The organism is Streptomyces sp. NPDC001604 (genome assembly GCF_042893475.1).
In the GTDB taxonomy this organism is placed as follows: Bacteria; Actinomycetota; Actinomycetes; order Streptomycetales; family Streptomycetaceae; genus Streptomyces.
Window position 1 is genome coordinate 173,263 of the sequence record NZ_JBIAUY010000008.1, and the last position, 12,259, is coordinate 185,521.

Genomic DNA, 12,259 nt, shown 5'->3' on the forward strand with positions numbered 1-12,259 from the left:
CAGCTCGTCCCAAGCCGGTACGTAGCCCGCCCTACGCACCGGCGCGTAGACGGTGTCCACGCGCCGGTGCGGGTGTGATCCACAGGTGCGCAAGGGGCGTTTCGGTCGCGTCCGCGGCGGAACGGCCCTGTATCAGTAAGCGCGCGCGACGACCGCGACGTTACCGGGCGCGTCCTCGGCCTCCGGCACCGACCCGTCGGCAGCGACCAGACACCGTACGGTCACCGCGTGCTCGGCCAGCCTGGCCTCGCCTTCTTCGCCGAGATCCGCCCAGGGGATGCGCGCCCAGCCGCCGGCGCCGACCGCCTCGACGGCTTCCTCGACCGTCGACACGTCGGCCGTACGGGACTCACGGCGCTCGCGGGACTGGGCGAGCAGGAGCGCCTGGTCCTCCTCGAGGATCGCGGGCAGGAGCCGCACGAGGGAGTCGACCGGCATCGGCTCCTTGCCGCCGGGGATGCGGCGGGCCAGCATCGCCGTGCCGTTCTCCAGGTCACGGGGCCCGATCTCGATGCGTACGGGCACGCCCTTCAGCTCCCAGTCGACGGCCCGGCGCCCGAAGGGGATGTCGGTGCGGTCGTCGACGTGGACCCGCAGGCCCGCCGCCCGCAACCGGTCACCGAGCTCACGGACCTTGGCCGAAACCGCCTCCTCGCCCTTGATCGCGAGGACGACGACCTGGATCTGCGCCAGCCGCGGCGGAACCCTCAGGCCGTTGTCATCTCCGTGAGTCATCACCAGGGCGCCGATCATGCGGGTGGTGGAGCCCCAGGAGGTCTGCCAGACGAGTTCCTGCCTGCCCTCCCTGGACAGGTACCGGGTGTTGAAGGCCTTGGCGAAGTTCTGGCCCAGTTCATGGCTGGTGACCATCTGGAGGGCCTTGCCGTCGCCCATCATGCTTTCGAGCGTGAGGGTGTTGACGGCCCCGGCGAAGCGCTCCTTGGCCGTCTTGCGGCCGGAGACGAAGTCCGTCGCGAGGACCTCGGTCAGGAAGTCGCCGTAGACGTGCTGCTGGATGTGCGCAGCGAAGTCGCGCGCCTCCTCGTACGTGGCGTGCGCGGTGTGGCCCTCCTGCCACAGGAACTCGGTGGTACGCAGGAAGAGACGGGGCCGCAGTTCCCAACGGACCACGTTGGCCCACTGGTTGATCTTCAGGGGCAGGTCACGGTAGCTCTGCACCCACTTCGAGAAGTAGTCGTTGACGATCATCTCGGAGGTGGGGCGGACGACCGCGGGCTCCTCCAGTTCCTTGCCGCCGCCATGGGTGACCACGGCCAGTTCGGGCGCGAAGCCCTCGACGTGGTCGGCCTCCCTGGCGAAGTACGACTGCGGGATCAGCAGCGGGAAGTACGCGTTCTGGGTGCCCGTCTCCTTGATCCGGGCGTCCATCTCGGCCTGCATCCGCTCCCACAGCCCGTACCCGTACGGTCGGATCACCATGGTGCCGCGCACCGGCCCGTTGTCGGCCAGTTCGGCCTTGGAGATCAGATCCTGGTACCAGCGCGGGAAGTCGTCCGCGCGCGGGGTGAGAACGGGAGCCTTTGCCATGGGCGCGATGGTAGGGGCCCACGTTGCCGGGACGTGAATTCTTTTCGCCCGCATATGCAACCCACAAGCCGGACCCCACTACCCCTGGACGCGCGGTCGAGTGCGGAGTTATCTGGCATACGGGGGGAGTGCGAGCGCACGTCACGGGGGCCATGGAATCGGGTACAGGGGCAACTCTCGGCGGATTGGGGCGCTTTACATGACACCTACGCTCGTGCGGCAGCACCCGTCCCCTACGGGCCAGGCGCCCCGTGTGGACCTGTGTGCACGCGCGCGTGACTGGTCCGAGATCCAGGAGCGGATGCTGGTCCCGCTCTACGAGGCCGTCTACGAGCGACTGGAAGTGGGCCCCGGCACACGGTTGTTGGGCCTCGGCTGCGGCAGCGGGCTGGCGCTTTTGCTGGCGGCCTCCAGAGGCGCGGCGGTCACCGGTGTCGACCACTCCTCCCCCGAACGGCTGGCTCTCGCGCGGGAGCGGCTGCTCCCGGACGGGTGGGGCACGCGCGCGCGTGCAGGCACCCGTATCGTCGACGGCTCGCCCGAAGACGTCGTGACCGCGGGCGACGCGGAGACGCCCGCGTTCACCCTGGTGACGGCTTTCGAGCCGATCGGGTGTCTGGCGGGCGACTCGGAGGGGCTCGGCGGGCTGCTGCAGGCAGCGACACCGCTCGTCGGGCACGGGGCGCCCGTGGTGCTCGCCGGCTGGGGTCCGCCGGAACGTTGCACCACTTCGTCCGTGCTGCGGGTCGCCACCAGGCTGGCGGACCCGCTGCGCAGCACGGGCAGTTGGCGCCCCGCCCTTCGCGACGACCTGGAGGAGGTCGCGCAGCGGGCGGGTCTGAAGCCCGACGGCTCCGGGCGGGTCGCCTGCCCGTTCGGGTACGCGGGCGTGGACAGCGCGGTGAGGGGCCTGCTGTCGACGGGTCTGTTCGACGCGGCGATCTCCGCGACGGACCAGGCGCAGGTGGACAAGGAACTGGCGGAGGCCCTGCACCCGTATCGGCGCCGGGACGGCACGGTGTGGATGCCGAACGTGTTCCGCTACCTGATCGCCCGTACCCCTTAGGCCCCGGGCGCGTCAGGCGCCTCCGCCTTTTCCAGCCGTGTGATCCCCGCGATCCGGTAGGCGTCCGCCTCCTCCAGGGTCTCCCGCTCCAGCAGGGCCCGGGCGAGGGCGTCCAGTCGGCCGCGGTGGTCGGTGAGTTTGCGGCAGGCCTCCTCGTAGCACTCGTCGACGATCCGGCGCATCTCGCCGTCGATGACGTCGAGGGTCTGCGGGGCGGCGGCGAGGCCGTAAGCCTGCTGGGCGTCGTTCGGCAGGGCGGACAGGCGGCCGACGCGCTCGCTCATGCCCCAGCGGGCGACCATGCCCCGGGCGATGCCCGTGACCTGTTCCAGGTCGTTCTCCGCGCCGGTGGTGACGACCCCGTAGACGACCTGTTCCGCCGCCATGCCGCCGAGCGCGCCGATGATCCGGCCGCGCAGGTACTCCTCGGTGTACGCGTACTTGTCGGACTCCGGAGTGGAGAGCGTGACCCCGAGGGCCCGGCCACGCGGGACGATGGTGATCTTGCGGACGGGGTCGGCGCCGGGCTGGAGCATGCCGAGCAGGGCGTGGCCGCTCTCGTGGTAGGCGGTGCGGCGGCGCTCCTCCTCGGGCATCACCAGGGGCCGTTCGGCGCCCAGTTGGACCTTTTCCAGGGCCTCGGAGAGGTCGGTCTGCGTGACCCGCTCCTGTCTGCGCTTGACGGCGAGCAGTGCGGCCTCGTTGGCGAGGTTGGCCAGTTCGGCGCCGGTCATGCCCGGGGTCGTACGGGCGACCTGGCCGAGGTCGACGTCCTTCGCGAGGGGGATCTCGCGGGTGTGGATCCGCAGGATGGCCTCGCGGCCGCCGCGGTCCGGGGGCGAGACCATGACCACCCGGTCGAAGCGGCCGGGGCGGGTGAGGGCCGGGTCCAGGACGTCGGCGCGGTTGGTGGCGGCGATGACGATGACGCCCTCGGAGCCGGAGAAGCCGTCCATCTCGGTGAGGATCTGGTTCAGCGTCTGTTCGCGTTCGTCGTGGCCGCCCATGCCGGAGCCGCCGCCGCGGGCCCGCCCGATGGTGTCGATCTCGTCGATGAAGATGATCGACGGCGCCACCTTGCGGGCCTCCGCGAACAGTTCACGCACGCGTGAGGCGCCGACGCCGACGATCATCTCGATGAACTCGGAGGCGGACGCCGAGAAGAACGGCACACCGGCCTCACCGGCGACGGCACGCGCGAGCAGGGTCTTGCCGGTGCCGGGCGGGCCCGCGAGCAGCACGCCCCGGGGCATCTTCGCGCCCATCCTGCGGTAGGCGTCCGGGTTCTTCAGGAAGTCGACGACATCGTTGAGCTCGCCCTCGACCTCGTCGATGCCCGCCACGTCCTCGAAGGTCGTGCGCCTGGCGCCCGGCTGCAGCTCGACCGGCTTGGGCGGCGCCTTGCGGCCGAGCATCCCGCCCGCGCCGCCCAGCCCCGCGCTCATCCGCCGCGCGACGAACACCCACACCGCGATCAGCAGCAGCATCGGGGCCAGCGAGATCAGCAGATTGGCCAGAAAGCTGCGGTGCTGGACGACCGGTTCCGCCGTGACGGTGACGTTGTGCTTGGTCAGGTCGTCCCAGATCTGGTCGCTCGCGAACGTCGGCCGCTCGGTGCTGAACTTGGTGTACTTGCCGCCGCCGTGCGGGCTCTTCTGCGCCTTCCTGAGCTGGCCCTGGATCGCATTGCCCTTGGCGTAGATCTTGCTGACGTTGCCCGCGCCGACCTGCTTGCTGAACTCGGTGTACGAAATCGTCGGCTCGTTGCCCTCGTTGAAGAAGGACAGGATCAGATTCGCGATCAGATACACGACCAGCGCGGTCAGGATCAGGCTCCACCAGCCGCCCCGCATCCTCCGCCCGCCCGGCGGCCTGGACGGCTCCTCGGGAGTGCCCTCGGTACGCCAGGGCTGGTCGGGCGACTTGCGCGGCGGGGCGGGGTTGGTCATAAGCGGACGTTACGACAACACCCCGCCCCTGGCACGCGCACCGGGTGAACTCAGCCCATGAACTTCTTGAACTCGTCCGGGAGCTCGAAGTCCTGCGGCGGCTGCTGCCCCGGCACGCCGAAGGCGTTGCCCCCCTGAGCGGCGGCGGCCCGGCGGGCTGCCTCCTCCTGCTCCTGCTGCTTGCGCTTCATCGGGTTGCCGGAACGCTGCTTGCCCTTGGCCTTCTTCGGCTGCTTCCTGGCGCGGCCGGCGCCGCCGCCCATGCCCGGCATCCCGGGCATCCCCGGCATACCGCCGCCCTGGGCCATGCGGGACATCATCTTGCGGGCCTCGAAGAACCGCTCGACGAGGTTCTTGACCGCGCTGACCTCGACACCGGACCCCTTGGCGATACGGGCGCGGCGCGAGCCGTTGATGATCGTCGGCTCCTGGCGCTCGGCCGGGGTCATCGACTTGATGATGGCGGCCGTGCGGTCGACGTCCCGCTCGTCGATGTTGTTGATCTGTTCCTTGATCTGGCCCATGCCGGGCATCATGCCGAGCAGCTTGGAGATGCTGCCCATCTTCCTGACCTGCTCCATCTGGGCCAGGAAGTCGTCCAGGGTGAAGTCCTGGCCCTTCTTGGAGGCGAGCTTGGAGGCCATCTTGGCGGCCTCTTCCTCGCTGAACTCCTTCTGCGCCTTCTCGAACAGGGTGGCGAGGTCACCCATGTCGAGGATGCGGCCGGCCATCCGGTCGGGGTGGAAGACGTCGAAGTCGTCCAGCTTCTCGCCGTTCGAGGCGAACATGATCGGCTTGCCGGTGACCGAGGCGATCGACAGGGCCGCACCACCGCGGGCGTCACCGTCGAGCTTGGAGAGGACCACGCCGTCGAAGCCGACGCCGTCGCGGAAGGCCTCCGCCGTGTTGACGGCGTCCTGACCGATCATCGCGTCGACGACGAAGAGGATCTCGTCCGGGGAGACCGCGTCCCGGATGTCCGCGGCCTGCTGCATCATCTCCTGGTCGATGCCGAGGCGGCCGGCGGTGTCGACGATGACGATGTCGTGGACCTTGGTCTTCGCGTGCTGGATCGAGTCCTTGGCGACCTGGACCGGGTCGCCCACGCCGTTGCCCGGTTCCGGGGCGAAGACGGCCACGCCGGCCCGCTCGGCGACGACGCTCAGCTGGGTGACCGCGTTCGGGCGCTGGAGGTCGGCGGCGACCAGGAGCGGCGAGTGGCCCTCTTCCTTGAGGTGCTTGGCGAGCTTGCCCGCGAGGGTGGTCTTACCGGCACCCTGCAGACCCGCGAGCATGATCACGGTCGGCGGCTGCTTGGCGAACCGCAGGCGGCGGGTCTGGCCGCCAAGGATGGTGACCAGCTCTTCGTTGACGATGTCGAGCACCCGCTGGGCGGGGTACTGCGTGCCGGAGAGCTCGGGGCCGAGGGCGCGCTCCTTGACGTTCTTGATGAACGCGCGGACGACGGGCAGAGCCACGTCCGCTTCGAGCAGCGCGATACGGATCTCGCGCGCGGTGGCGTCGATGTCCGCCTCGCTCAGACGCCCCTTGCCGCGCAGATTCTTGAAGGTCGCTGAGAGGCGATCGGAGAGAGTGTCGAACACGGCGGCGTCGGTCCTCGGAGTCGGGGGCAGTGTGAGCGTCTTCCAGGATATCGGGCCGCGCAAGACAATCGTCCCCGCCCGCTCCTACAGCGCGGTCACCCCCGCAAGGTCTCCTCCAGCTTCCGCGCCACGGCCGAGGCCTCGTCGCCCGGCAGGGGCGCGCCCTCCGGCCCGGTCACGTAGAAGGCGTCCACGGCGTTCGCGCCCAGCGTGGAGACGTGCGCGCTGCGCACCCGTACGCTCGCGTCCTCCAGGGCCCGCCCGATGCGGAACAGCAGGCCGGGAGCGTCCTGGGCCCGTACCTCGATCACCGTGGCCAGCCGGGACGCGGCCGAGGCGACCGTCACCCGCGCCGGCGGCGCCACGACACCCCGGCGCCGCGGATACGCGGCGTCGCGCTCGGCGAGGCGCCCGGCGATGTCCAGGGAACCGTCCAGGGCCCGTACGAGATCGGCCCGCAGCCGGGCCGCCTGGGGCAGCGAGCCGTACTCGGCGGCGACCCGCCAGTTCAGCAGCAGGACCGAGCCCTCGACGCCGTCCGGCAGGTCCAGGGTGCGCAGCTCGGCGGTGCGCACGGTCAGGCGGTGCATGGCGAGGACACCGGCCACGGCGGGCAGCACGCCCTCCTGGTCCGGTACGGCGATGAGCAGTTCGACGCCGAGCGGCTCCGGGTCGCCGGAGGGCTGTTCCTCCGTCGGCGGCTCGGTCTGCGCGCGCAGGGACAGCACGGGGCTGCCGGTGGCGACCGCCTCGATGGCGAGCCGCTCCTGCTCGGCGGTGGGCGCGGCGGCCTCGGGCTCGTCGGGGACGTCCCCGGCGAGGACGGCGGCGACCCGCTTGACCAGGTCGGCGACGAGCGAGCCGCGCCAGGACGACCAGGCGGCCGGTCCGGTGGCCAGGGCGTCCGCCTCGGTCAGTGCGTGCAGCAGCTCCAGGGTGGACTGCGAGCCGACCGCCTCCGCGACCGAGCGGACCGTGGCCGGGTCCTCCAGGTCGCGGCGGGTGGCCGTCTCGACCAGCAGCAGATGGTGGCGTACGAGGGTGGAGAGCACGGCCACGTCGTCGCGGTCGAAGCCGATCCGGGCGGCCACGTCCTTGGCGATGATCTCGCCGGCCACCGAGTGGTCGCCGGGCCAGCCCTTGCCGATGTCGTGCAGCAGCGCGGCGACCAGGAGCAGGTCGGGGCGGTGCACGCGGCGGGTGAACTCGGAGGCGCGCACGGCCGTCTCGATCAGGTGCCGGTCGACGGTCCAGATGTGCACGGCGTTGCGCTGCGGGCGGCAGCGCACCCGCTCCCAGTCCGGAAGCAGCCGGGTGATCAGGCCTTCCGCCTCCAGCGCCTCCCAGACGTCGATGGTGGGGTGCCCGGAGCCGAGCAGGGTGACCAGCTGTTCGCGGGCCTCGGCGGGCCAGGGCGTGGGCAGCGGGCGCACGGTCGCCGCCAGGCGCCGTACGGCGTGCAGGGAGAGCGGGAGGCCGGCCTGGGCGGCGGCGGCCGCGGCGCGCAGCGGCAGGACGGGGTCGCGCTCGGGCCGCGCGGCCCGGGCGAGCACCACCTCGCCGTCCTGCTCGACCACGCCCTCGGCCAGCGGGGAACGCTCGGGGACGGGCTTTCCGCCGCCGAGCATGGCGCGCAGCCGCGGCCGTACGGCGCGCGACCGCAGCACGCGCGCCACTTCGCGCCAGGTGACGTCACTGGCGTACGAGATGACCCGCGCCGCCTCGTACACCTGCCGCAGGAGGGTGTCGGCGTCGAGCAGTCCGAGTTCGGCGGCGACCTGGTCCTGCTCCTGGAGCGCAAGCCGGTCGGTCGCCCGTCCGGTCGTCAGGTGCAGGGCGTCGCGTACGTCGAGCAGTCGGCGGCGGGCGTCGTCGAGGCCCTCGCGCGGGGCGTCGGCCAGCCAGGAGGCGGCGACGGCCCGCAGAGTGGTGGCGTCACGCAGACCGCCGCGGGCCTCCTTCAGGTCCGGCTCCAGCAGGTACTGCAGCTCGCCCTGGCGTTCGGCGCGCTCGGCGCAGAGTTCCTGGAGTTCGGGGAGACGTTTCGGCGCCTGGTTGCGCCAGTCGGCGAGGACGGCCGTCCGCAGACCGGCCGTCAGGCCCAGGTCGCCGGCGATGTGGCGGGCGTCCAGCAGGCCGAGCTGGACCTTCAGGTCCTCCCCTGCGGTCTTGCGGGCCTCGGCGGGGGTGCGCACCGAGTGGTCGAGGGCGAGGCCGAGGTCCCAGACGGGGTACCAGATGCGGTCGGCCAGGGCGGCGACCGCCTTGGGGTCGCTGCCGTCGTGGAGGAGGAGCAGGTCCAGGTCGCTGCGTGGGGAGAGCTCACCGCGGCCGTAGCCGCCGACGGCGACCAGGGAGACCCCGCGCAGTCCCTCGGCGCCCGCCGCGAACAGTCCCGTCAGCCAGTCGTCCGTCAGCTCGGACAGGGCTGTACGGCGCGGCGGCCCGGACCGCGCCCCCTCGGTGAGGAGGTGCAGCCGGGCCGCCGCGTAGCCGCTGGGTCCCGAGTCTTCCGCTTCCTTGTGCACGTCCGTGCTCGACACCCAGCAGCTCCTGTCCTTACTTCTTCACTTAGAGCGCGTCCGGGCCGCGCTCGCCGGTCCGGACCCGTACGGCCGTCTCGACCGGGAGGGACCAGACCTTGCCGTCACCGATCTTGCCGGTTCGGGCCGCCTTGACGATGACGTCGATCAGCTGCTCGGCGTCGTCGTCCTCGGCCAGTACCTCGATACGGATCTTGGGAACCAGGTCGACGGTGTACTCGGCACCGCGGTAGACCTCGGTGTGGCCCCGCTGACGACCGTAACCGCTCGCCTCGGTGACCGTCAGGCCATGGACTCCGAAGGCCTGCAGGGCCTCCTTGATCTCGTCGAGCCGGTGGGGCTTCACGACGGCGGTGATGAGCTTCATGCGTCCACCTTCTTGCTCTCCGTGGCGGCCAGGACCGAAGCGGCGGATCCGGCGATGCCGCCACCCGCGCCGCTGAAGTCGTATGCGGTCTCGGCGTGCTCCGCCTGGTCGATACCGGAGATCTCCTCGTCCTCGGTGACCCGCATCCCGATGGTCTTGTCGAGGAGGAAGGCGAGGACCGCGGAGGCGATCAGGGAGTAGGCGAGGACCGCGCCGACACCGGCGAACTGCTTCCACAGCTGGGTGAAGGAGTGGTCGCCGTAGAAGACACCGGTCGCGGTCGACTGGCCCTTGCCGGTGGCGAAGAAGCCGATGAGCAGGGAGCCGATGATGCCGCCGACCATGTGGACGCCGACGACGTCGAGGGAGTCGTCGTAGCCGAACTTGTACTTCAGGCCCACGGCCGCGGCGCAGGCGACACCGGCGATGGCGCCGACGGCGATCGCGCCGAGCGGGGAGACCGCACCACCGGACGGGGTGATCGCGACCAGGCCGGCGACCGCGCCGGAGGCGGCGCCCAGCGTGGTGAACGCGCCGTGGCGGATCTTCTCGTAGGCGAGCCAGGCCAGCATGGCGGCGGCGGTGGCGACCTGCGTGTTGACGAACATCAGCGCGCCGACGCCGTCGTCGTTGCCGAGCCACGAACCGGCGTTGAAGCCGAACCAGCCGAACCACAGCAGACCGGCACCGAGCATCACCAGCGGGAGGCTGTGCGGGCGCATCGGGTCCTTCTTGAAGCCGACGCGCTTGCCGATGACGAGGATGACGCCGAGGGCGCCCGCACCGGCGTTGATGTGGACCGCGGTACCACCGGCGAAGTCGATCACGCCCAGCTTGAAGGCCCAGCCGTCAGAGCCCCAGACCCAGTGGGCGACCGGGACGTAGACGATCGTCAGCCACAGGGCGACGAACAGCGCCCAGGCCGAGAACTTGACGCGGTCCGCGAGGGCGCCGCTTATCAGGGCCGGAGTGATGATGGCGAACATCATCTGGAAGACCATGAAGACGAAGATCGGGATGGTGTAGCCGGGCCACAGCTCCGTCAGACCGACCTTGCGGAGGCCGAACCAGTCGGAGTCCCAGCCGATGAGGCTGTTGTTCGTACCGAAGGCGAGGGAGAAGCCGTAGAGCACCCACAGAATCGTGACGATTCCGATGCTGATGAAGCTCATCATCAGCATGTTGAGGGTGCTCTTGACGCGGACCATGCCTCCGTAGAAGAAGGCGAGGCCCGGCGTCATGATCAGTACCAGGGCGGATGCAATGAGCATGAAGCCTGTGTTCGCGGAGGACAGCTTGGGTGCCTCCGCGGCAAGCGTGATGGCTGGTGCCATCGGCGTCTCCTCGTCGTTGGTACGGCCCCGTGCGGGCGAAGCCTGAAGCGGTCATGAGGGGTGGGCCGGTTATGCGCCATGAGATTGGCGCAGCGCGGTTTCGTTGGAAGCCCCTCGTTGTTTCGCCGCCGTGACGAAGGCGCCCTGTGTGTTACGCCTCGATGAACTGCCGGATGTCGGACGCGTCCATCGTTATCGTGGCGCAACCTTCACCGAGGGAAAGAACCGGCCACGGGCGGCCTTCCGATGACCTGGCATGGGGGGAGCCGAGTCGGGCAGTTCGGGAGGGCCGGCCGCGGCCGGGGCCAAGGGTTTTCAGACCGCCTCGGCGGTCTCCGGTAGTTCGACGGCGAGCTTCTCGGTGAGGTCCACGACCTCGGCGAGATCCCCGAAATCGCGTACGGCCGTGTCGACCGTCTTTCGGATACGAGTGTTCACGCGCTCGGAGCGGACCTTCTTGGCGATGTGCATGGCCTGCTCGGCCAGCACCGCGCCACGCTCGGGCTCACGCTGCAGCAGATGCACCGTCGCCATGCCGATCAGGTTCAGTGCATACGAGCGCTGGTGCTCGGGGTCCCGGGAGAACAGGTCGACGGCCTGCTGCATCACGGGCTCGGCCAGGGACGCGTACGTGGGGCTGCGGCCCGCGACATAGGCGAGGTCGCGGTAGGAGTGGGAGTTCTCGCCGTGCAGTTCGGCCTCGGAGAAGAAGCGGATCCAGTCGGGGTCCGGCTCGTCCCACTCGTCCGCGTCCGCGAAGGTGTCCTCGGCCATCCGGACCGCCCGCTTGCACTTGCCGGGCTGCCCCATGTTGGCGTAGGCGCGGGCCTCCATCGCATACAGCATCGACTGGGTGCGGGGGCTCGCGCAGTCCCGGCTGCCGTACTGAGCGAGGTGGATCAGTTCCAGCGCGTCGTCGGGCCGGCCGAGGTGGATCATCTGGCGGCTCATGCTGGAGAGGATGTACGAGCCGAGCGGCTTGTCGCCCGCCTCCTTGGCGGCGTGCAGGGCGAGGACGAAGTACTTCTGGGCGGTCGGCTGGAGCCCGACGTCGTACGACATCCAGCCGGCCAGCTCCGCCAGCTCCCCGGCGACCTTGAACAGCTTCCTGGTGGTGGCCTCGGGCTGGGGCTCCTGGAGCAGGTCCGTCACCTCGTGCAGCTGGCCCACCACCGCCTTGCGGCGCAGGCCGCCGCCGCACTGGGCGTCCCACTGCCGGAACATCACCGTCGTGGACTCCAGGAGGTCCAGCTCGGGCTTGGAGAGCCTGCCGGGCCGGCGGGACGATGCCGGCGGCTCCGGCTCCGGCTCGGACTGGGCCTGGGGAGAGGGCACCAGCCAGCGCTGCATGGGCTCGATGAGGGACGGGCCCGCGGACAGGGCCAGCGAGGTCCCGAGGAAGCCGCGCCGCGCCAGCATCAGGTCGCTGCGCGAGAACTCGCTGAGCAGGGCCACCGTCTGCGGGCCCGTCCAGGGCAGGTCGACGCCGGACACGGAGGGTGACTGACGGGCGGCGCGCAGGCCGAGGTCCTCGACGGAGACCACACAGCCGAAGCGCTCGGAGAACAGCTCGGACAGGATCCTGGGGATCGGCTCGCGAGGGTTCTCGCCGTCCAGCCAGCGGCGCACCCGGGAGGTGTCCGTGGAGATGTGGTTGGCACCCAACTGGCGTGCCCTGCGGTTGACTTGACGGGCGAGTTCGCCCTTCGACCAGCCGCTGCGCACGAACCAGGACGTGAGCAGCTCATTGGGGCGCTTGTCCGTGCTGGTCGCGGTCGTCCCGCTTCCGTCGTTGCCGCTCACTGGAACGCCCCCATCCCTGAGACCACTTGTCGCTGAGTGCGCCAA

At 70.6% G+C, this 12,259-nt stretch carries 8 protein-coding genes; 1 reads left to right on the top strand and 7 read right to left on the bottom strand.

Features of this window, described 5'->3' with window-relative positions; genetic code table 11:
• Positions 1 to 132: 132 nt before the first annotated feature.
• Complete coding sequence (gene proS / locus ACFY1E_RS23240; protein WP_389078965.1) at positions 133 to 1,548, bottom strand: proline--tRNA ligase; 1,416 nt, start codon at positions 1,546 to 1,548, stop codon at positions 133 to 135.
• A 199-nt stretch (positions 1,549 to 1,747) separates the two neighbouring features.
• Between proS and ACFY1E_RS23245 the strand changes: the two genes are divergently transcribed.
• Positions 1,748 to 2,614, top strand: a complete 867-nt coding sequence (locus tag ACFY1E_RS23245) for an SAM-dependent methyltransferase (RefSeq protein ID WP_389078966.1) — start codon at positions 1,748 to 1,750, stop codon at positions 2,612 to 2,614.
• Here ACFY1E_RS23245 and ftsH read toward each other — a convergent pair.
• From ftsH to ACFY1E_RS23275, 6 genes are all read right to left on the bottom strand, one after another.
• The gene (ftsH, locus tag ACFY1E_RS23250; protein WP_389078969.1) at positions 2,611 to 4,563 is read right to left on the bottom strand and encodes an ATP-dependent zinc metalloprotease FtsH; all 1,953 of its coding nucleotides are present in this window, start codon (positions 4,561 to 4,563) and stop codon (positions 2,611 to 2,613) included. The two genes, ACFY1E_RS23245 and ftsH, sit on opposite strands and share 4 nt — an antisense overlap.
• A gap of 50 nt (positions 4,564 to 4,613) precedes the next feature.
• On the bottom strand, positions 4,614 to 6,167 hold the full coding sequence (ffh, locus tag ACFY1E_RS23255) for a signal recognition particle protein (RefSeq protein WP_389078971.1): 1,554 nt from the start codon (positions 6,165 to 6,167) through the stop codon (positions 4,614 to 4,616).
• Positions 6,168 to 6,262: 95 nt separating this feature from the next.
• Entirely contained in the window at positions 6,263 to 8,710 is a 2,448-nt protein-coding gene (locus ACFY1E_RS23260; RefSeq protein ID WP_389078974.1) for a [protein-PII] uridylyltransferase, read from the bottom strand.
• A gap of 28 nt (positions 8,711 to 8,738) precedes the next feature.
• Positions 8,739 to 9,077, bottom strand: a complete 339-nt coding sequence (locus tag ACFY1E_RS23265; protein WP_003997576.1) for a P-II family nitrogen regulator — start codon at positions 9,075 to 9,077, stop codon at positions 8,739 to 8,741.
• Positions 9,074 to 10,411, bottom strand: coding sequence for an ammonium transporter (locus ACFY1E_RS23270; protein WP_389078975.1), 1,338 nt, complete (start codon positions 10,409 to 10,411; stop codon positions 9,074 to 9,076). The genes ACFY1E_RS23265 and ACFY1E_RS23270 overlap by 4 nt, the downstream gene beginning before the upstream one ends.
• Before the next feature lie 315 nt (positions 10,412 to 10,726).
• Positions 10,727 to 12,214: a hypothetical protein gene (locus ACFY1E_RS23275; protein ID WP_389078978.1), complete on the bottom strand. Its 1,488-nt coding sequence runs from the start codon at positions 12,212 to 12,214 to the stop codon at positions 10,727 to 10,729.
• Between the last annotated feature and the right edge of the window lie 45 nt (positions 12,215 to 12,259).

Bases quoted from the DNA above. Each gene is read 5' to 3' on its own strand.
- ACFY1E_RS23270 (WP_389078975.1), bottom strand. From the start codon at position 10,411: ATGGCACCAGCCATCACGCTTGCCGCGGAGGCACCCAAGCTGTCCTCC.
- ftsH (WP_389078969.1), bottom strand. From the start codon at position 4,563: ATGACCAACCCCGCCCCGCCGCGCAAGTCGCCCGACCAGCCCTGGCGT.
- ACFY1E_RS23245 (WP_389078966.1), top strand. From the start codon at position 1,748: ATGACACCTACGCTCGTGCGGCAGCACCCGTCCCCTACGGGCCAGGCG.
- ACFY1E_RS23265 (WP_003997576.1), bottom strand. From the start codon at position 9,077: ATGAAGCTCATCACCGCCGTCGTGAAGCCCCACCGGCTCGACGAGATC.
- proS (WP_389078965.1), bottom strand. From the start codon at position 1,548: ATGGCAAAGGCTCCCGTTCTCACCCCGCGCGCGGACGACTTCCCGCGC.